At 67.3% G+C, this 17,563-nt stretch carries 20 protein-coding genes and 3 pseudogenes; 18 read left to right on the top strand and 5 right to left on the bottom strand.

Annotated features, from left to right (window positions below):
- Positions 1 to 6: 6 nt before the first annotated feature.
- The gene (gene smpB, locus BMG07_RS00115) at positions 7 to 483 is read right to left on the bottom strand and encodes an SsrA-binding protein SmpB (protein ID WP_198082660.1); all 477 of its coding nucleotides are present in this window, start codon (positions 481 to 483) and stop codon (positions 7 to 9) included.
- A gap of 63 nt (positions 484 to 546) precedes the next feature.
- On the opposite strand from smpB, the gene BMG07_RS00110 reads away from it, so the two are divergent.
- Positions 547 to 993 carry a type II toxin-antitoxin system RatA family toxin gene (locus BMG07_RS00110; RefSeq protein ID WP_198082659.1) on the top strand — a complete coding sequence of 149 codons (447 nt, stop codon included), beginning with the start codon at positions 547 to 549 and terminating at the stop codon, positions 991 to 993.
- Positions 993 to 1,328: an RnfH family protein gene (locus BMG07_RS00105; RefSeq protein WP_198082658.1), complete on the top strand. Its 336-nt coding sequence runs from the start codon at positions 993 to 995 to the stop codon at positions 1,326 to 1,328. The genes BMG07_RS00110 and BMG07_RS00105 overlap by 1 nt, the downstream gene beginning before the upstream one ends.
- Positions 1,329 to 1,358: 30 nt before the next feature.
- Here the strand turns inward: BMG07_RS00105 and BMG07_RS00100 are convergent, their stop codons facing one another.
- The gene (locus BMG07_RS00100) at positions 1,359 to 1,886 is read right to left on the bottom strand and encodes a DUF4124 domain-containing protein (protein WP_198082657.1); all 528 of its coding nucleotides are present in this window, start codon (positions 1,884 to 1,886) and stop codon (positions 1,359 to 1,361) included.
- 128 nt (positions 1,887 to 2,014) lie between these two features.
- On the opposite strand from BMG07_RS00100, the gene guaB reads away from it, so the two are divergent.
- The 6 genes and pseudogenes from guaB (at position 2,015) to BMG07_RS00070 (ending at position 7,455) form a co-directional block, all read left to right on the top strand.
- Entirely contained in the window at positions 2,015 to 3,484 is a 1,470-nt protein-coding gene (gene guaB, locus BMG07_RS00095) for an IMP dehydrogenase (RefSeq protein ID WP_198082656.1), read from the top strand.
- 166 nt (positions 3,485 to 3,650) lie between these two features.
- Positions 3,651 to 3,899 carry a type II toxin-antitoxin system Phd/YefM family antitoxin gene (locus BMG07_RS00090; RefSeq protein WP_198082655.1) on the top strand — a complete coding sequence of 83 codons (249 nt, stop codon included), beginning with the start codon at positions 3,651 to 3,653 and terminating at the stop codon, positions 3,897 to 3,899.
- A pseudogene (locus tag BMG07_RS00085) lies at positions 3,896 to 4,329 on the top strand (type II toxin-antitoxin system VapC family toxin). The gene BMG07_RS00090 and the pseudogene BMG07_RS00085 overlap by 4 nt, the downstream one beginning before the upstream one ends.
- A 13-nt stretch (positions 4,330 to 4,342) precedes the next feature.
- Positions 4,343 to 5,959 (top strand): glutamine-hydrolyzing GMP synthase, encoded by a 1,617-nt coding sequence (gene guaA, locus BMG07_RS00080; RefSeq protein WP_198082654.1) that lies wholly within the window; start codon positions 4,343 to 4,345, stop codon positions 5,957 to 5,959.
- A 99-nt stretch (positions 5,960 to 6,058) separates the two neighbouring features.
- Complete coding sequence (locus tag BMG07_RS00075; protein WP_198082653.1) at positions 6,059 to 6,580, top strand: DUF2867 domain-containing protein; 522 nt, start codon at positions 6,059 to 6,061, stop codon at positions 6,578 to 6,580.
- 245 nt (positions 6,581 to 6,825) lie between these two features.
- On the top strand, positions 6,826 to 7,455 hold the full coding sequence (locus BMG07_RS00070; protein WP_198082652.1) for a nitroreductase: 630 nt from the start codon (positions 6,826 to 6,828) through the stop codon (positions 7,453 to 7,455).
- Positions 7,456 to 7,490: 35 nt separating this feature from the next.
- On the opposite strand, the gene BMG07_RS00065 is transcribed toward BMG07_RS00070, so the two are convergent.
- On the bottom strand, positions 7,491 to 8,114 hold the full coding sequence (locus BMG07_RS00065; RefSeq protein ID WP_198082651.1) for an outer membrane beta-barrel protein: 624 nt from the start codon (positions 8,112 to 8,114) through the stop codon (positions 7,491 to 7,493).
- Positions 8,115 to 8,361: 247 nt separating this feature from the next.
- On the opposite strand from BMG07_RS00065, the gene BMG07_RS00060 reads away from it, so the two are divergent.
- Together BMG07_RS00060 and BMG07_RS00055 are read left to right on the top strand one after the other, a co-directional pair.
- Positions 8,362 to 8,910: a 2'-5' RNA ligase family protein gene (locus BMG07_RS00060; protein WP_269758475.1), complete on the top strand. Its 549-nt coding sequence runs from the start codon at positions 8,362 to 8,364 to the stop codon at positions 8,908 to 8,910.
- Position 8,911: 1 nt separating this feature from the next.
- Positions 8,912 to 9,451 (top strand): endonuclease V, encoded by a 540-nt coding sequence (locus BMG07_RS00055; RefSeq protein WP_198082649.1) that lies wholly within the window; start codon positions 8,912 to 8,914, stop codon positions 9,449 to 9,451.
- Between the two features lie 14 nt (positions 9,452 to 9,465).
- Here BMG07_RS00055 and BMG07_RS00050 read toward each other — a convergent pair whose 3' ends face one another.
- Positions 9,466 to 10,383: a LysR family transcriptional regulator gene (locus tag BMG07_RS00050; RefSeq protein ID WP_198082648.1), complete on the bottom strand. Its 918-nt coding sequence runs from the start codon at positions 10,381 to 10,383 to the stop codon at positions 9,466 to 9,468.
- A 129-nt stretch (positions 10,384 to 10,512) separates the two neighbouring features.
- Here BMG07_RS00050 and BMG07_RS00045 point away from each other — a divergent pair, with 129 nt between their 5' ends.
- From BMG07_RS00045 to BMG07_RS00015, 7 genes and pseudogenes are all read left to right on the top strand, one after another.
- A complete protein-coding gene (locus BMG07_RS00045) occupies positions 10,513 to 11,502 on the top strand; it encodes a 2Fe-2S iron-sulfur cluster-binding protein (protein WP_198082647.1) in 990 nt (329 codons plus the stop codon).
- Positions 11,503 to 11,528: 26 nt separating this feature from the next.
- Positions 11,529 to 12,784 (top strand): annotated as a pseudogene (locus BMG07_RS00040) (aromatic ring-hydroxylating dioxygenase subunit alpha).
- Entirely contained in the window at positions 12,781 to 13,263 is a 483-nt protein-coding gene (locus BMG07_RS00035; RefSeq protein ID WP_198082646.1) for an aromatic-ring-hydroxylating dioxygenase subunit beta, read from the top strand. The pseudogene BMG07_RS00040 and the gene BMG07_RS00035 overlap by 4 nt, the downstream one beginning before the upstream one ends.
- 15 nt (positions 13,264 to 13,278) lie before the next feature.
- Positions 13,279 to 13,647: a chorismate mutase gene (locus BMG07_RS00030; protein ID WP_198082645.1), complete on the top strand. Its 369-nt coding sequence runs from the start codon at positions 13,279 to 13,281 to the stop codon at positions 13,645 to 13,647.
- Positions 13,648 to 13,682: 35 nt separating this feature from the next.
- Positions 13,683 to 14,630, top strand: a complete 948-nt coding sequence (locus tag BMG07_RS00025) for a tripartite tricarboxylate transporter substrate binding protein (RefSeq protein ID WP_198082644.1) — start codon at positions 13,683 to 13,685, stop codon at positions 14,628 to 14,630.
- Positions 14,631 to 14,653: 23 nt separating this feature from the next.
- On the top strand, positions 14,654 to 14,974 hold the full coding sequence (locus tag BMG07_RS00020; protein WP_093122176.1) for a non-heme iron oxygenase ferredoxin subunit: 321 nt from the start codon (positions 14,654 to 14,656) through the stop codon (positions 14,972 to 14,974).
- Between the two features lie 73 nt (positions 14,975 to 15,047).
- Complete coding sequence (locus tag BMG07_RS00015; RefSeq protein WP_269758474.1) at positions 15,048 to 15,551, top strand: RidA family protein; 504 nt, start codon at positions 15,048 to 15,050, stop codon at positions 15,549 to 15,551.
- Here the strand turns inward: BMG07_RS00015 and BMG07_RS00010 are convergent.
- A pseudogene (locus BMG07_RS00010) lies at positions 15,548 to 16,632 on the bottom strand (DUF72 domain-containing protein). The gene BMG07_RS00015 and the pseudogene BMG07_RS00010 sit on opposite strands and share 4 nt — an antisense overlap.
- Before the next feature lie 62 nt (positions 16,633 to 16,694).
- On the opposite strand from BMG07_RS00010, the gene BMG07_RS00005 reads away from it, so the two are divergent.
- Entirely contained in the window at positions 16,695 to 17,546 is an 852-nt protein-coding gene (locus BMG07_RS00005; RefSeq protein ID WP_269758473.1) for a hypothetical protein, read from the top strand.
- Positions 17,547 to 17,563: the final 17 nt, after the last annotated feature.

Raw genomic sequence — 17,563 nt, 5'->3', positions numbered from 1 at the left:
AAAGATTCAGCGGCTGCGGCTCTTCATGGCGCGTTCGACCTCGCGCTTGCCTTCGCGGTCCTTGATGGTGTCGCGCTTGTCGTGCTCGGCCTTGCCCTTGGCCAGCGCGATCTCGCACTTCACCTTGCCGGCTTTCCAGTGCAGGTTGAGCGGCACGAGCGTGTAGCCCTTTTGCTCGACCTTGCCGATCAGGCGGCGAATTTCTTCCTTGTGCAGCAGGAGCTTCTTGGTGCGCACGGAGTCGGGGTTGACGTGGGTCGACGCGCTCTTGAGCGGGTTGATCTGGCAGCCGACGACGTACAGCTCGCCGTTGCGGATCACGACGTAGCCGTCGGTGAGCTGCACCTTGCCTTCACGCAGCGATTTGACTTCCCAGCCTTCGAGGACCATGCCGGCCTCGAAGCGCTCTTCGAAGAAATAGTTGTATGCGGCCTTCTTGTTGTCGGCGATGCGGGAGGAGGTATCTTGTTTCTTGGTGGCCATGACTCGGGAATGTTGGGGCTGCATGGCTTCAATACAATCCGTCGCGCACGCTGTGCCGATTCTATGAAAACAGTCAACAAGTCCGTCCTCATCTGGTACAGCGCCGAAGAAATGTATGCGCTGGTCACCGACGTGGCCAAGTATCCGCAGTTTCTTCCGTGGTGCGACAAGTCGCGAATCATCGAGCAGGACGAGGCCGGCATGACGGCCGAAGTCGGCCTGGCCTTCGCCGGCCTGCACCAGAGCTTCACCACGCGCAACACCCATGTGGCGGGGCGCGAGGTGCATCTCAAGCTGGTCGACGGCCCGTTCTCCAACCTCGACGGCAAGTGGAAGTTCACGCCCGTGGGCGAGGCGGGCGAACGCGCCTGCCGTGTCGAGCTGCACCTGAGCTACGGCTTCAGCAATTTCGCCTTGCAGGCGCTGGTGGGGCCGGTGTTCGACACCATCGCGTCGAGCCTGGTCGAGGCCTTCGTCAAGCGCGCCGAGCAGGTCTACGGCAGCACCTGATGATCGAGGTCACGCTGAGCTGCTCGCCCGCGGCACGGGAGGTGTTCGAGCAGGTCCTGCGGCTCGCGCCCGATGCCACGCTGGTCGATGCGGTGAAGGCGAGCGGTCTTTCCGAGCGCTTTCCCGAGCTGGACTGGCGCCATGCCATGACGCCGGGCATCTGGGGCAGGGCGGTCGAGTGGGAGCAGACGCTGAAAGACGGCGACCGCATCGAGCTGTGCCGGCCGCTCACGGTCGATCCCAAGGTGGCGCGGCGGCAGCGCTTCCAGCGGCAGGGGGCGAAGGGCACGGGCCTTTTTGCGAACCGCCGCAAGGGCGGCAAGGCCGGGTATTGAGGCCAGGCCCGCAGAGGCCGGGCCGAGGCCTTACTTGCAGTCGGCGTCGATCACCGATTGCATGCGCTTTTGTTCGGCGGCGCGGGCCTTGTCGTCCATGATCTCGCGCTCGCCCTGCGCGTTGACCTTGGCGATGCGCATGCCGCTGTCCATGGTGGCCTTGCCCTGACGGGCGAGGGCGCAGTTGTCGGCCTTGGCCTTCGCGACCTTGGCGGCTTCGGCGTCCTGCTTGGCCTTGGCTTCGGCCTCGGCTTTCTTGGTCTTTTCCTCGAGTTCCTTGTCGACGCCGCTCGGCTTCGGGGCGGCGGCAGCCTTTGGCGCGGCAGCGGCGTCGGCCGCGCCTTCCGCGGGCGGCGCATCGACGTTCGGGTTCGCGGTCGAGCGCGCCGCCGGCGGCGGGCCGACGCGGCGCAGGATGTTCTTCTCGGGAATGTCGGGCGGCGGCGCCTGGTCGCTGAAGACCTTCTTGCCGTTCTTGTCGAGCCATTGCCATTGCGCATTCGCCGAAAGCGGCATTGCAACGACACATCCCAGTAGCAGCCAGTGCACGAATTTCATCCCCGAAGTTTAGCCTCCCCTTACTTTTTGCAACATCCGGATTGGGTGCTTTTGCAACGCTTCGAATAGGCCTGGGCCGGCAAACCCCACGGCCCCCTCGTTACAATCCGTCTTTTGGAGCTTCACCCATGCGCCTTCTCGGCAAAGCGCTCACCTTCGACGATGTGTTGTTGGTGCCAGCGTTCTCCCAGGTCCTGCCCAAGGACACCACCCTCGCCACCAAATTCTCCCGCAACATCACGCTGAACCTGCCGCTCGTCTCGGCGGCCATGGACACCGTGACGGAAGCCCGCCTCGCGATCGCCATCGCGCAGGAGGGGGGAATCGGGATCGTCCACAAGAACCTCACCGCGCAGCAGCAGGCTGCTGAAGTGGCACGGGTGAAGCGCTACGAATCGGGCGTGCTGCGCGACCCGGTCGTGATCACCCCGACGCACTCCGTGCGCCAGGTGATGGCGCTGTCCGACCAGCTCGGCATCTCGGGCTTCCCGGTGGTCGACGCCGGCAAGGTCGTTGGCATCGTCACGGGGCGCGACCTGCGCTTCGAGAACCGCTACGACGTGCCCGTCAGCGAAATCATGACGCAGCGCGAGAAGCTCATCACCGTGCCCGACGGCACCACGCTCGCCGAAGCCAAGGCGCTGCTGAACAAGTACAAGCTCGAGCGTCTGCTGGTCATCAACGGCGACTGGGAGCTCAAGGGCCTGATCACCGTCAAGGACATCACCAAGCAGACCAGCTTCCCCAATGCCGCGCGCGACGCCAACGGCCGCCTGCGCGTGGGCGCGGCGGTGGGCGTGGGTGACGGCACCGAAGAGCGCGTCGAGGCGCTGGTGAAGGCCGGCGTCGACGCCATCGTGGTCGACACCGCGCACGGCCACAGCGCCGGCGTGATCGAGCGCGTGCGCTGGGTCAAGAAGAACTATCCGCAGGTCGACGTCATCGGCGGCAACATCGCCACCGGTGACGCCGCGCGCGCGCTGGCCGACGCCGGCGCCGACGCGGTCAAGGTCGGCATCGGCCCCGGCTCCATCTGCACCACCCGCATCGTGGCTGGCGTGGGCGTGCCGCAGATCATGGCGGTCGACAGCGTGGCCACCGCGCTGCAGGGCACGGGCATTCCGCTGATCTCCGACGGCGGCGTGCGCTACTCGGGCGACATCGCCAAGGCCATCGCGGCCGGCGCCAGCACCGTGATGATGGGCAGCATGTTCGCGGGCACCGAAGAGGCACCCGGCGAAATCGTGCTGTACCAGGGCCGCAGCTACAAGAGCTACCGCGGCATGGGCTCCATCGGCGCGATGCAGCAGGGCAGTGCCGACCGGTACTTCCAGGAGTCGACCACCGGCAACCCGAACACCGACAAGCTCGTGCCCGAGGGCATCGAAGGCCGCGTGCCCTACAAGGGCTCGATCGTCTCGATCGTCTACCAGATGGCCGGTGGCGTGCGCGCCAGCATGGGCTACTGCGGTTGCGCGACCATCGCCGACATGCAGAACAAGGCCGAGTTCGTCGAAATCACCACGGCCGGCATTCGCGAGAGCCACGTCCACGACGTGCAGATCACCAAAGAAGCACCAAACTACCGCGCGGAATAATGTGGCCCCCACGCGCCCCCACTTGCGTGTGGGGCGCTGCCCCCCAAGGGGGCCGCAGGCCGCCTTGGGGCGGCCCGGCGCCGGCCTAAGCCCAATCTGGCCAGACCTTGAAAGTCAGGCCAGATCGGGTTTAGAATTTGGGCCAGATTCAAATTTTCTGGCCCAAATGCAATCCATCGGCATCGCTGAAGCCAAGAACAACTTCTCGGCCCTGATCGACTCGGTCGAGAAGGGCGAGGAGGTTCGCATCACCCGCCACGGCAAGGAAGTCGTGCGCATGCTGCCGGTGCGCCGCAAGCCGGTGATCACCGACGAGCAGATCCAGCGCGAACTCGGCCAGATCGACGCGCTGCACGCCACCATCCGGCCCGGCCCCGCGGCCTGCACCCTGCGCAACGAGGGGCGCCAGCCATGACCGCCTTCGTCATGGACGCCTCGGTCACCGCCGCGTGGCTGCTGCCCGACCACGCCAACGAACACACCCGCAAGCTCTACGCCGCCATCCGCCGCGACGAGTGCGAGCCGCAGGCGCCAATGCTTGGCAGTGGGAGTGCGCCAACATCATTGCCAACGGCGCGCGCAGCGGCCGCATTCCCTCGTCCGCGGTCGAGGGGCTGTGGAGCGTGCTCGACGCCATCCGCCACCGCGTGGAGCTGCACGAGCTCGCCCCCGCGCAGCACAAGGCCGTGCTGGCCGTGGCCATCGACGCCGGCGTGTCCCAGTACGACGCGGGCTACCTCTGGCTCGCAAAATCGCTCAATCTCCCGCTCGCCACCTTCGACGAGCGACTCATCCAGGCTGCGCCGCAAGCGGGCGTCAGGCTGCTCGACATTTCAACGCTCTGAGTCCTTTCGCACCATGCAACACGACAAGATCCTCATCCTCGATTTCGGCTCGCAAGTCACCCAGCTGATCGCACGCCGCGTGCGCGAAGCCCATGTGCTGAGCGAAGTGCATCCCTGCGACGTCACCGACGAATGGGTGCGCGAATACGCCGCCGACGGCCACCTGAAGGGCGTGATCCTTTCGGGCAGCCACGCCAGCGTGTACGAAGAAACCACCGACAAGTGCCCGCAGGCCGTGTTCGACCTGGGCGTGCCCGTGTTCGGCATCTGCTACGGCATGCAGACCATGGCCCATCAGCTCGGCGGCAAGGTCGAGGGCGGCCACAAGCGCGAGTTCGGCTTTGCCGCCGTGCGCGCCCATGGCCACACCGCGCTGCTGAAGGACATTGCCGACTTCACCACGCCCGAAGGCCACGGCATGCTCAACGTGTGGATGAGCCACGGCGACAAGGTCACCGAACTGCCGCCGGGCTTCAAGCTCATGGCCAGCACCGACAGCTGCCCCATCGCCGGCATGGCCGACGAGGCGCGCCGCTACTACGCGGTGCAGTTCCACCCTGAAGTGACGCACACCGTGCAGGGCAAGGCGATCATCGAGCGCTTCGTGCTCGGCATCTGCCAGGCCAAGCCCGACTGGGTCATGCGCGACCACATCGCTGAAGCCGTGCAGAAGATCCGCGAGCAGGTGGGCGACGAAGAAGTCATCCTGGGCCTGTCGGGGGGTGTCGATTCGAGCGTGGCCGCCGCGCTCATTCATCGCGCCATCGGCGACCAGCTGACCTGCGTGTTCGTCGACCACGGCCTGCTGCGCCTGAACGAAGGCGACATGGTCATGGAAATGTTCGAAGGCAAGCTGCATGCGAAGGTCATTCGCGTCGACGCCAGCGAACTGTTCCTCGGCAAGCTCGCGGGCGTGAGCGACCCCGAAGCCAAGCGCAAGATCATCGGTGGCGAGTTCGTCACCGTGTTCAAGCAGGAGGCCGCCAAGCTCAAGGCCGGCGACGGCGGCCACAAGGGCGCGACCTTTTTGGCGCAAGGCACGATCTACCCCGATGTCATCGAGTCGGGCGGTGCCAAGAGCAAGAAGGCCGTCACCATCAAGAGCCATCACAACGTGGGCGGCCTGCCGGAGCAGTTGGGCCTGAAGCTGCTCGAACCGCTGCGCGACCTGTTCAAGGACGAAGTGCGCGAGCTGGGCGTGGCGCTCGGCCTGCCGCCCGAGATGGTCTACCGCCATCCGTTCCCCGGCCCGGGCCTGGGCGTGCGCATTCTGGGCGAAGTGAAGAAGGAATACGCCGACCTGCTGCGCCGCGCCGACGCGATCTTCATCGAGGAGCTGCGCAACTTCAAGGACGAGACCGGCAAGACCTGGTACGACCTCACGAGCCAGGCTTTCACCGTGTTCCTGCCGGTGAAGAGCGTGGGCGTGATGGGCGACGGCCGCACCTACGACTACGTGGTGGCGCTGCGCGCGGTGCAGACCAGCGACTTCATGACGGCCGATTGGGCGGAGCTGCCGTATGCGCTGCTCAAGAAGGTGTCGGGGCGCATCATCAATGAAGTGCGCGGGATCAACCGCGTGACTTACGACGTGTCGAGCAAGCCGCCGGCGACGATCGAGTGGGAATAAGCAACTATTCCGTGATTGCGGAATAAGGGGAGGGGCGCCAAGGCGCCCCGCCTGCCTCGCACGGCCGACAGGGTATTGCGCAACAAATCCGGGAGTTGTATGCCGATCGAAGAATGCGACGTTCCTGATCTCAGCGTTCTGGATCGTCGCGTGGTCGACGCCGCCTTCTTCCGGGACTCCTATCGCACACCGCTGGCCCATACGCAAGCCAGCGTCATCGAGATCTTCTTCGGTGTCTTTGGTCATCATCCGCTGTGGATGAAGCGCATGCTGATTGCCCGGAACCGGGTTGCTTCCCTGTGCGGGCTGGACGCGGCAACTGCGTCCGAGATCATGAGACCCGACGTGAAGCGAAGCTACAACGTGGGCGAGAAGATCGGCCCCTGGCCGATCTTCTTCCTGAGCCCAAGCGAACTTGTGGCCGGTCGAGACAACAAGCATCTGGACTTCAGGCTCTCCGTGCTGAAGGAGCCGAACGGCAAAGCCATGAGCGCAGTCATTTCGACCGTATGCACGACGCACAACGCCTTCGGAAGACTCTATTTGTTCTTCATCATCCCGTTCCACAAATGGGGTGTCCGGCATTTGATTTCGCGCGCCATCGCGGCCGGGCGGCTGTAAGGCAACGCAATCGCCGGCACTGCGCGTACACGCGCCGGGTGAGTGGGCAATGCGTCGTCGGTACCATGACCGCCTGTTCGTCGCCCTGTCGAACGACGGTGCAACGGCTTTGTTCTTCGCCTCATGCGAAACATGCAAACGCCGGATGCCAGCCACCTCGCGCCAGCGAGCCAGCCCGCCACTGAGTCCTTCCCAGCATCAGCCATCTGCCGTGGGGCGCTCTTCCAATTTCGAAGGACGCTGACATGCACCCGGATATTTCTTCGCTTCGCTCCGACCAACGCCGTGCGCTGGATCTTCTGCTCGAGCGCCATTCGCCGTGGCCGCTGACCGAGCCCGCGCCATCCGAAGGGGAGCTCGACCTCGTGTTCCAGGCCGCGTTGCGCGCACCCGATCACGGGCAGCTGCAACCTTGGCGCTTCGTGCTCATCCGTGGCGATGCGCGGGTGGCCTTGGGGAATGTCTTCGCGAACGCCGCGCGCCTGCGCGACCCGCAGGACGACGGCGAGCGTTTTCGCGGCAAGGCCATGGCCGCGCCCGTGCTCATCGCGATCTGCGCGCGCGTGCAGGCGCCGCACAAGGTGCCCGAATCGGAACAGGTGCTCGCCGTGGGCGCCGCCGCGATGAACATGCTCAACGCCTTGCACCTGCTGGGCTATGGCGGTTTCTGGGCCACGGGGCTCAACAGCTACGACCGCAACGTGCAACAGGCACTGGGCCTGCAGGCCACGGAGCGCTTGCTGGGTTTTCTGTACGTGGGCACACCGAAGGAGGCGACGAACGCGCCCGAGCGAAACGCACCCGACGCGTTCGTGCGCGAGTGGACGGGCGAAGCGGTCGGCCGCGCAACCACCGACGTCGCGTCCGTTCGATGAACGCAGCCGGCCCGCAGTGAGCCGGCTGGCTCAGATCAGAAGCTGGCCTTCAAACCCACCGACAGCATGCCGCCCTTGGCCTGCTTCGACAGCTTGCCGAAGTAGTCGTAGTCGGCGGTGATCGCCAGGTTCTGCGTCACGCGGTACTCGGCGCCGAAGCCGGCCATCAGGCCCGTCGAGCTGCCCGAGAAGCGGCGGTCGCCCGACACCCAGGTGTTGTCGCCGCCGGAGATGCGGCCGCGCGACACGCCCAGGCGGCCGTTCAGTGCAAAGACGTCGCCCAGCGGCATGCGGGCCGTGGCGGCTGCGTAGAAGGCTTGGCCCGAGCCGCTTTGCAGCGTGGAGTAGCCGGCGCCGGTATAGGTCCACTGGCTCACGCGGCCCAGGCGCGCATAGCCGACTTCGACGCCGAAGTTTTCCGTCAGGCGATAGCCGCCGTACAGCTTGTAGGCGGTGCCGGCCTTGCTGCTCTTCTGGCCGCCCCACGGCGTGGGCACGCTGTTGGAGGACGACAGGCTGTAGCTCGAACGGCCGACGGAACCGCCCGCGTAGAAGCCGGTGTCCTGTTGCGGGCCGGCCGCGTAGGTGCCCATGGAAGCGGTGCCGAGCAGAAGGGCGGCAACGGTGGCGAGGGCGGTACGGGCTTGCGTTTTCGTCAAGATGAAATTCCTGGTTGGAGTCGATGGGATCGGTGGTGCCGGCGGCCCGTTTGTGTGGTGCCGTCAGCGTGAAACGATTCTCGAATTCCAGTCTGAAGAAGAGCTTGGGGCTTGCTGAAGAGCACATGAAGGTGCCCGGTCGATGGGCGATGATCGAGGGATGTCTCAACAGCTTCTTCTTCCCGGTATCGATCCCCCGCCGCGGCCCCTGCCGCGCCCCCGCAGCAAGGCGCGCCGCGCCGAGCCGATGCCGCATTCGCTCTTCTTCGCATTGCTTCCCGGCGCGCAAGACGCCGCATCCATCGCCGCGCTCGCCGAGCGCATGAATTTCCAGCACGCATTGAAGGGCACGGTGGTCCAGGCGCACCGCCTGCATGTCACGCTGTTCGACCTGGGCGACTACGCGGTGGTGCCGCGCGACAAGGTCGAGCAGGCCCTGGCCGCCGCGGCCACGCTGCCGCCGCCGGCCTTCGACGTCGTGTTCGACGAGGCCGTGAGCTATGCGAAGAACAACGCGCTCGTGCTGTACGGCGACGAGGCGGGCGCCGGTGCGCTCATGGCCTTCAGGCAACGCCTGGGCGAAGCGCTCGCCGACGCGGGCTTCAAGCCCAAGCGCACTTTCACGCCGCACATGACGCTGGTGTACGCAAGGCGCAAGCTCGAAAAGCACGCCATCGAAGAGCCGGTGCGCTGGCGCGCGGGCTCGCTCGCGCTGATCGACAGCCACGTGGGCGAGGGCGTGCACGAAGTGCTCGGCCAGTGGCCCGTGCCGGCCTCCGAGGCGATGGCGGCCTGACATGGACGCGCCGCTCGTGGTCTGCCTCGACGTCGACTACCGCGCCGAAGGCATCGCCGTGGCGGCCGGCGTCTGGTTCCGTGGCTGGACCGCGGAGCGCGAAGAGGCGCAGGCCGTGGCCGGCTTCAGCGGGGTGGCGCCCTACGAGCCCGGCGCGTTCTACAGGCGCGAGCTGCCTTGCCTGCTGGGCGTGCTGCGCGAAGGCCCGCGGGCCGACCTGATCGTGGTCGACGGCTACGTGACGCTGGCGCCCGGCCATGCGGGTCTTGGCGCGCATCTGCACGACGCGCTCAAGCGCAAGGTGCCCGTGGTCGGCGTGGCCAAGACGCGCTATCACAGCGCGACCGATGCCATCGAAGTGCGGCGCGGCCAGAGCGAAGCGCCGCTGTTCGTCACGGCCGTGGGCATCGACCCGTCGATGGCCGCCGCCGAGGTGCTGCGCATGCACGGCCCGTACCGCGTGCCGACGTTGCTGCGCAATGTCGACCAGCTCGCGCGGCACGGCATGCCCGATCGCATCGAGCCCTTGAACGCCCGTTAGCCGGGCGCGGGCTCCTAGACCGCCGCATCCGCGAAGTTGTCGAACAGCAATCCGCGCATCCACTGGTTGCCCGGATCGCGGTGCGCCTTCGCGTGCCAGAACAGGTTGATGGCAATCTGCGGCAGCGCCACCGGGTGCGGGCGCCACACCAGCCCGAAGGGCGCGGCGATGCTCTGCGCGAGCCGCTCGGGCACCGTCGCGATCATGCCGCTGGACTGCAGGATGTGGCCGATCGCCACGAAGTGCGGCACCCGCAGCCGGATGCGCCGCTGGATGCCCTGCGCCGCCATCACGTCGTCGGCCTTGCCGTGGCCGGTGCCCGCGGCCTGCACCTGCACGTGGTCGGCCGCGCTGAAGTCCTTCAGCGACACACTGCGCTTGCGCGCCAGCGGATGCACGGCCGAGAACAGGCACACATAGCGCTGCAAGAACAGCCGGCGCTGGAACACTCCGGCCTTGAGCTGCGGCAGCAGGCCGATGGCAATGTCGACATGGCCGGCCTCCAGCTCGTCGCGCAGGTTGGTGGCGGTGTTGTTGCGCAGGGTGCTCACGGTCACGCCGGGCGCGGCGGCCGACAACGCTTCCATGAGCTTGGGCGTGAAGTAGATCTCGCCGATGTCGGTCATGGCCAGCGTGAAGCTGCGCGTGCTGGTGGCGGGGTCGAACACCACCTGCTGGTTGAGCGCCGTATGCAGCGCGCCCATGGCGTAGGCCACCGGTTCGGCCAACTGCAATGCGAAGGGCGTGGGCTCCATGCCGCGCGCGGTGCGCAGGAACAGCTCGTCGCCCAGCAGCTTGCGCAGCCGCGCCAGCGCGTTGCTGATGGCCGGCTGCGACAGGCCCAGCGACTGGGCCACGGCCGACACGCGCTTCTCGGCCAGCATGCGGTCGAACACCAGCAGCAGGTTGAGGTCGATGTCCTTGAGTTGCACGGCGGACCTTTATTCAGCGCAGTGATGAAGAGGATTCACCGGATTCTATTGGTCAATCGGGCGAGGCCGCGCATCATCGCCGCCAGAGACAAGCCGGCACCCACGCCGGCGCGAGAGAAAAAACCCACGATGGACCTGCACATTCACCCCCTTGCCCGCACCCTCGAGGTCCGCCCCGGCGCGAACCTGCTCGAAGTGCTGCGCGAGCACCATGTGCCGGTGTCGTACAGCTGCATGTCGGGGCGCTGCGGCACCTGCCGCTGCAAGGTGGTGTCGGGCCAGGTGCTCGATGCCGGGCAGGACGCGATCCGCCCCGACGGGCAGGGCGAGCGCTACGTGCTGGCCTGCCAGAGCACGCTGACCGAAAGCTGCGCCATCGAGATCCCTGAACCCGACGAAGTGGTGGTGCACCCGGCGCGCATCCTGAAGGCGACCGTGACCGGCATCGACGTGCTCACCCACGACATCCGCCGCCTGCGCCTGAAGCCCAACAAGCCGTTGGAGTTTTCTCCGGGCCAGTACGCGCAGCTGCAGTTCGCGCCCGACCTCGCGCGGCCGTATTCGATGGCCGGGCTGAACCGCGACGCGGAGCTGGAGTTCCATGTGCGCCGCGTGCCCGGCGGGCGCGTCACGGCGCACATCTTCGAGCAATTGCGCGTGGGCGACCCGGTGCGCGTGAGCGGGCCGCTGGGCACCGCCTACCTGCGCACGAAGCACCGCGGGCCGATGCTCTGCGCGGCGGGCGGCACGGGGCTCGCGCCCATCCTGTCGATCGTGCGCGGCGCGATCGCGGCGGGGCTCACGCAGCCGATCCACTTGTACCTGGGCGTGCGTTCCGAGGCCGACGTGTACGGCCTGCCGGAACTGCGCGAGCTGCAGGCGCGGCACCCGGGCCTGAACGTGCATGTGGTCGTCGTCACCGGCGCGGCGCATGCCGACCAGCGCGTGGGCCTCATCACCGACGCGATCCGTGCCGACTGGCCCGGCAACCTCGACGGCTGGCGCGCCTACCTGTGCGGTTCGCCGCCGATGGTCGAGGCCGTGACGCAGCTGGTGCGCGGCCGGGGCCTTGCGCCCGAGCAGACGCACGCCGACGCCTTCTACCTGCAAGGCACCTGAGCGAACACAAAAAAAGGAGACCCCCGATGACCACGCAAGCCGTGTTCCCCATCGAACTGCGATGGGAGAGCGAGAAGACCAGCCGCATTCCCTTCATGGCCTACACCGACGAGGCGCTGCACAAGAAAGAGCTGCAGCGCTTCTTCTACGAGAAGCACTGGTGCTATGTCGGCCTGGAAGCCGAGATTCCGAACCCGGGCGACTTCAAGCGCACCGCCATCGGCGAGCGCTCGGTCATCATGTCGCGCGACGAGGCGGGCCAAATTCATGTGTTCGAGAACGTCTGCGCGCACCGCGGCATGCAGTTCTGCCGCGAGCGCCACGGCAACAAGAAAGAGTTCGTCTGCCCCTACCACCAGTGGAACTACACGCTCAAGGGCGACCTGCAGGGCGTGCCGTTCCGGCGCGGCGTGAAGCAGGACGGCAAGGTCAACGGCGGCATGCCCGCCGACTTCAAGACCGAGGAGCACGGTCTCAACAAGCTCAAGGTGGCGTCGCGCGGCGGCGTGGTGTTCGCAAGCTTCGACCATGAGGTCGAGTCGCTCGAAGACTTTCTCGGACCCGACATCCTGCATTACTTCGACCGCCTGTTCGACGGCCGCAAGCTCAAGATCCTGGGCTACAACCGCCAGCGCATTCCGGGCAACTGGAAGCTCATGCAGGAGAACATCAAGGACCCGTACCACCCGGGCCTGCTGCACACCTGGTTCGTGACCTTCGGGCTCTGGCGCGCGACAACAAGTCGGAACTGAAGATGGACGCGCACGGCCGCCACGCCGCGATGATTTCCACGCGCGGCAGCGCCGGCAAGGCCGCCCAGGTCACGCAGGTGTCGAGCTTCAAGGAGAGCATGCAGCTGAAGGACCCGCGCTTTCTGGACATCGTGCAGGAAGACTGGTGGAAGGGCCCGACGGCCGTGCTGATGACGCTGTTTCCCAGCCTCATCCTGCAGCAGCAGGTCAACAGCGTGTCGACCCGGCACATCCAGCCGGTGGGCCACGATGCCTTCGATTTCGTGTGGACGCACTTCGGCTTCGAGGACGACACTGAGGAAATGACCCAGCGCCGCCTGCGCCAGGCCAACCTGTTCGGCCCGGCGGGCTTTGTCTCGGCCGACGACGGCGAGGTCATCGAGTTCTCGCAGCAGGGCTTCGAGCAGAAGCCCTATCACCGCACGCTGGCCGAGCTCGGCGGGCGCGAGGTGGAGAACACCGACCACATGGTGACCGAGACACTCATTCGCGGCATGTACCGCTACTGGCGCGAGGTGATGGAAGCATGAAGACCCTCGACGCCAACGCCTACCTCGATCTGTCGCGCCTGTACGCGGCCTATGCCCACGCGGTCGATTCGGGCCAGTGGGAGCTGTGGCCCGCGTTCTTCGTCGAGCAGTGCAGCTACCGCCTGCAGCCGCGTGAAAACCACGAGCGCAACCTGCCGCTGGCCACGCTCTCCTTCGAGAGCCGGGGCATGCTGGAAGACCGGGTCTATGGCATCAAGGAGACGCTGTTCCACGACCCTTACTACCAGCGCCATGTGGTCGGCCTGCCGCTGGTGCACAAGGTCGAGGGCGACGGCACCATCCACAGCGAGGCCAACTACGCCGTGTTCCGCACCAAGCTCGACGGGCCTTCGACGGTGTTCAACGTCGGGCGCTACATCGACACCGTGGTGCCCACGCCCGAGGGCCTGAAGTTCGCTACGCGCCTGTGCGTGTTCGACAGCGAGATGATTCCGAATTCCATCATTTACCCCATCTGAAACTTGAGCAGAGCCATGCAGGAAAAAGAACCAGAGACACACGGCGCGCCGCTGCGCCGCTTCACCGACCCCGCCTACGTGCCGCTGTGCGACAACCTGGCCGGGGTGCGCGAGAACATCGACAGGCTCGACCGCCAGATCGTCGCGCTGCTGGCCGAGCGCGGCCGCTACGTGAAGGACGCCGCGCGCTTCAAGCGCGACGCCTTCCAGGTGTCGGCGCCGCAGCGCCAGCAGGAAGTGATCGACAAGGTGAAGGCGCTGGCCGAGAAGGAGGGGGCCTACCCCGAGGTGGTCGAGGCCGCCTACCGCGCGCTCATCGCGGGCTTCATCGCGCGCGAGCAGCAGGACCACGTGGGCATGGTCGCCGTGGAGGCGAAGCCATGACGCCGATGAAGACGATGACGACGGCTCGCCTTGCCATGGCTCTCGCTGCCACCGCCATGGCCGTGGCCGCGCACGCGCAGGAATGGCCGCAGCGCCCCATTCGCATCGTGGTGCCGTTCGCTGCGGGCTCGTCGCCCGACATCCTTGCGCGCATCGTCAACGACAAGCTCGCCGCGCGCATCGGCCAGCCGCTGATCGTCGACAACAAGCCCGGCGCGGGCGGCAACACCGGCACCGACCAGGTCTCCAAGGCGCAGCCCGACGGCTACACCTTCCTGCTGTCGGTGAACGCGCCGCTGGTCTACAACACCATCCTCTACAAGAACCTGCCGTACGACCCGTTCAAGGACCTGGTGCCCGTGTCGCTCGCGGCCACCACGCCCAACGTGTGCGCGGTGTCGAATTCGATGAACGTCGACTCGGTCAAGGGCTGGCTCGACGCCATGAAGCGCAACCCGGGCAAGTTCAACTTCGCCTCGACCGGCAACGGCTCCATCTCGCACCTGGGCGTGGAGCTCGTCAAGCTCAAGACCAACTCGTTCGCGGTGCACATTCCGTATGCGTCGTCGAGCCAGGCGGTCACGGCCATCATCCAGGGCGACGTGCAGTACGCCTGCCTGCCGCCGGTCTCGGTGATGCCGCAGGCCAAGGCCGGACGCCTGAAGGCGCTGGCCGTGACCTCTGCCGAACGCTCGGCGCTGCTGCCCGATCTGCCGACGCTGCGCGAGTCGGGCCTGCCCGACATCCAGGCCGTGCCGTGGTTCGCCTACATGGCGCCCAAGGGCACGCCGCCCGAGATCGTGCAGCGCATGAGCCGCGAGATTGCCGCCGCACTGAAGGAGCCCGAGACGGTCAAGCGCCTGCAGACCGCGTACTTCGACCCCGTGGGCAGCACGCCCGAGGCGCTGGGCAAGTTCATGGGCGAGGAACTGCGCCGCTGGAAGCCCGTGATCGAGCGCACCGGCCTCAAGCCCGACAACTGAAAACCACGAACAAGGAATCCACGATGAGCACGATGACCTGGGTCGACGCCGCGGCGGTCGACGACGTTCCCTCCGACGACGTGGTCGGCATCGAGGTGCAGGGGCGCGACATCGCGCTGTACGGCACCGACGATGGCATCCACGCCACCGACAACATCTGCACTCACGGCCATGCGCGGCTGTGCGACGGCTTCCTGGAAGGCCACGAGATCGAATGCCCGCTGCACCAGGGCCGCTTCGACGTGCGCACGGGCAAGGCCATGTGCGCGCCGCTGACCGAAGACCTGCGCAGCTACCCGGTGAAGATCGAGGGCGGGCGCGTGTTCCTGGCGTTCGAGGGCTGATCTGTTCTGCCCCGGATCGGCGCCGTCTGTATCTGTTCCGCCGTGAAGGGGCTGGCGACAATGACGCTCATTTTTGCGGAACAGCCATGACAGAAAGACCCGGGACCAGATCGCCGACCAGATTGCCGCCGAACTCGGCCACAGCTTCGACGGCGAGATCATTGCCGGCGGCCACTACGTGCCGCTGGTGCGCGACGGCCGCACCGTGTACCTCAGCGGCCAGGTGCCGCGCGTGGGCACCACGGTGGTCGTCACCGGCCGCGTGGGCGACGCGGTGTCGCTCGACAAGGCACGCGAGGGCGCGCAGATTTCCACCCTGCGCAGCCTCACGCTGCTGCGCCGCGCGCTGGGCTCGCTCGACGCGATCGAGAAGGTGCTGCGCGTGGGCGTGTTCGTGCAGTGCACGGCCGACTTCACGCAGCAAAGCGAGGTGGCCGATGCCGCGTCCGACCTGCTGCACCGCGTGTTCGGCGAAGCCGGCGTGCATGTGCGCACGGCGGTCGGCGTGTATCAGTTGCCGAAGAACGCGACGGTCGAAGTCGAGATGACCGTGGCCGCCAAGCAGAACATCGGCTAGTTCGGCGCAAGGCCGGCAAGGTCGCGCGCCAGCTGCGCAATGGTCAGCGGCGCGCAGCCTTCGGCGTTGTTGCTCACGGTGACGAAGGCGTTGTGCCCCGCGCGCGTGGTGCCGGCAATCACCTTGGCCAACGCGGCGCGCGTTTCGGGGTCGGGATCGACGATCTTGTCGAACGGGCCGTAGAGCTTTTCCGCGTCTTCATAGCCGAAGCGGCCGTGGCGTCGGTGCAGGTTCCAGCGGCACACCAGCGGCCCGGGCCACAGCGCGCGCAGCATCGGCAACTGGTCTTCGATGGGCGGCATCTTGGCGTGCAGGCCCATGCAGAAGGTGGCGCCCACGCTGCGCAGCATGTCGGCGAAGGCGGGGTTCAGCAGCTGCGGGTCGCGCACCTCGACGGCGACGACGGCGTCGGGCGCGGTCTCTTTCAGGTCGGGCAGCGCGCCCAGCATGTCGGCGATGCGCGCGAGCAGCGCGGGCTGGTCGGCCAGGATGTGGCCGGGAATCGGGCTCAGCTGGAACACCAGCACGCCGATGCGATGGCCCAGCCCTTCGAGCGCGGGCAGCACGAACTCCTGCCTTGCGATCTCGTTGCTGAGAAACACCGGGTTGGCCTGCATGCCGCGGCCGCTCTCGTCGCGCACGGTGGCGTCGGTCACGAGGCTGGGCGCCTTCACCACGAAGCGGAAGTCGTCGGGCACCATGGCCGCGTAGCGCGCGTATTGGCTGGCGGTGAGGGCGCGGTAGAAGTTGCGGTCCAGGCTCACGGTGCGAAACAGCGGGTGCTGCGCGAGGGCCGAGAGGCCGTTCTTCGACAGCACCGACTCGGCGTACTCGCCGTTCCACACCAGGTCGGCCCAGCCGGGTAGCTCCACGACGAAGTGCCCAGCCGCAGGTTGGGCGGCAGCGTGGCGGCAAGTTCGACGAGCGCCGGGTCGGTGGGCGCGGGCTCGACCGTGCCGGTGCGCGACTTGCGCTTGGCGGCGGCCGGTTCGGCGCCTTCCGTGTCGGGTGCGGGCGCAGCCGTTGGCGCCTCGGGCGGGCGCGGCAGATCGGGGAAAAGGGAGTCCTGTACTTCAGCCATGTCTGGGCCCGCATTCTCGGCGAACCCGAAGCGGGCCTGCAGCGGCGGGCACAATCCGCGCCATGAAACAGTGGTTGCGCGCGCAAGGTGGTTGGTGGTTGGCATGGCTGGCGCTCACCGCCGTGGGCGCCGTATGGATCGCGCGTGCAGAGCTGGCGCAGATGCACCAGGACTTCGAGACCGACGTGCGCATCGCGCACCGCCTCATGAGCCAGCAGATGGTGCAGTACGACGCCGTGCTGGCCACGCTCGCGCTGCTGGAGCCCAGTACCGGCGCCGACCACCCGGAGCAGCGCCTGCCGTCGGTCTATTCGTCGATCCTGCGCGTGCAGCGGCGCGAGCGCGACGAGCCCTGGCCCGACGCGGGCCCGGCCGGTGTCACGCCCGCCGTGCTGGCCGCCGCCGAGGCGCGCTCGCGCGGCAAGCAGCGCGCCGATCTTGCGTCGATCGACCTGGCGCGCGGCCGCTATGTGCTGGTGATCGGCGCCACGCCGTTCAGCTATGCGCTCGACATCGACCTGGCCGGCTCCGTGCCCTGGCGCGACTGGCCGATGAACCCGCAGGTCAGCCCGGTGCGCCTGAGCCTGCAGCGCGACGGCCAGCAGTTGGTGCTGCAACCCGGCCGGCCCGCCACGGGCGGCTGGCATTTCGGCCTGACCAAGCGCTGGCGTCGCCGAGCCAGCCCTTCGACCTCGTGGCCGAGCGGCAGGTCGGCTGGGACGAGCTGCCGTGGCGCGGCATCGGCGCCTGGGCCATCGCGATGGCGGTGCTGCTGGCCGGCCTGTGGGCCGCGCAGCGCCAGCGCATTGCGCGGCGGCGGGCCGAAGAGCTGTTGCGGCTCGGGCAGGTCGCGCGGCTCAACGCGCTGGGCGAGCTGTCGGCCGGCCTGGCGCACGAACTCAACCAGCCGCTGACGGCGGTGCTGGCCAAC

This window comes from Variovorax sp. E3 (genome assembly GCF_016082275.1).
In the GTDB taxonomy this organism is placed as follows: domain Bacteria; phylum Pseudomonadota; class Gammaproteobacteria; order Burkholderiales; family Burkholderiaceae_C; genus Variovorax.
The sequence above is the reverse complement of the archived record's forward strand: the minus strand, read 5'-3'. Positions and strand labels throughout refer to the sequence as shown.

What these genes read in the sequence shown, in the direction of transcription:
- BMG07_RS00005 (WP_269758473.1), top strand. Translation starts at nt 16,695, where the DNA reads ATGAAACAGTGGTTGCGCGCGCAAGGTGGTTGGTGGTTGGCATGGCTG.
- BMG07_RS00100 (WP_198082657.1), bottom strand. Translation starts at nt 1,886, where the DNA reads ATGAAATTCGTGCACTGGCTGCTACTGGGATGTGTCGTTGCAATGCCG.
- BMG07_RS00075 (WP_198082653.1), top strand. Translation starts at nt 6,059, where the DNA reads ATGCCGATCGAAGAATGCGACGTTCCTGATCTCAGCGTTCTGGATCGT.
- guaA (WP_198082654.1), top strand. Translation starts at nt 4,343, where the DNA reads ATGCAACACGACAAGATCCTCATCCTCGATTTCGGCTCGCAAGTCACC.
- BMG07_RS00035 (WP_198082646.1), top strand. Translation starts at nt 12,781, where the DNA reads ATGAAGACCCTCGACGCCAACGCCTACCTCGATCTGTCGCGCCTGTAC.
- BMG07_RS00105 (WP_198082658.1), top strand. Translation starts at nt 993, where the DNA reads ATGATCGAGGTCACGCTGAGCTGCTCGCCCGCGGCACGGGAGGTGTTC.
- BMG07_RS00055 (WP_198082649.1), top strand. Translation starts at nt 8,912, where the DNA reads ATGGACGCGCCGCTCGTGGTCTGCCTCGACGTCGACTACCGCGCCGAA.
- smpB (WP_198082660.1), bottom strand. Translation starts at nt 483, where the DNA reads ATGGCCACCAAGAAACAAGATACCTCCTCCCGCATCGCCGACAACAAG.
- guaB (WP_198082656.1), top strand. Translation starts at nt 2,015, where the DNA reads ATGCGCCTTCTCGGCAAAGCGCTCACCTTCGACGATGTGTTGTTGGTG.
- BMG07_RS00070 (WP_198082652.1), top strand. Translation starts at nt 6,826, where the DNA reads ATGCACCCGGATATTTCTTCGCTTCGCTCCGACCAACGCCGTGCGCTG.
- BMG07_RS00060 (WP_269758475.1), top strand. Translation starts at nt 8,362, where the DNA reads ATGCCGCATTCGCTCTTCTTCGCATTGCTTCCCGGCGCGCAAGACGCC.
- BMG07_RS00030 (WP_198082645.1), top strand. Translation starts at nt 13,279, where the DNA reads ATGCAGGAAAAAGAACCAGAGACACACGGCGCGCCGCTGCGCCGCTTC.
- BMG07_RS00110 (WP_198082659.1), top strand. Translation starts at nt 547, where the DNA reads ATGAAAACAGTCAACAAGTCCGTCCTCATCTGGTACAGCGCCGAAGAA.
- BMG07_RS00025 (WP_198082644.1), top strand. Translation starts at nt 13,683, where the DNA reads ATGGCTCTCGCTGCCACCGCCATGGCCGTGGCCGCGCACGCGCAGGAA.
- BMG07_RS00020 (WP_093122176.1), top strand. Translation starts at nt 14,654, where the DNA reads ATGAGCACGATGACCTGGGTCGACGCCGCGGCGGTCGACGACGTTCCC.
- BMG07_RS00045 (WP_198082647.1), top strand. Translation starts at nt 10,513, where the DNA reads ATGGACCTGCACATTCACCCCCTTGCCCGCACCCTCGAGGTCCGCCCC.
- BMG07_RS00090 (WP_198082655.1), top strand. Translation starts at nt 3,651, where the DNA reads ATGCAATCCATCGGCATCGCTGAAGCCAAGAACAACTTCTCGGCCCTG.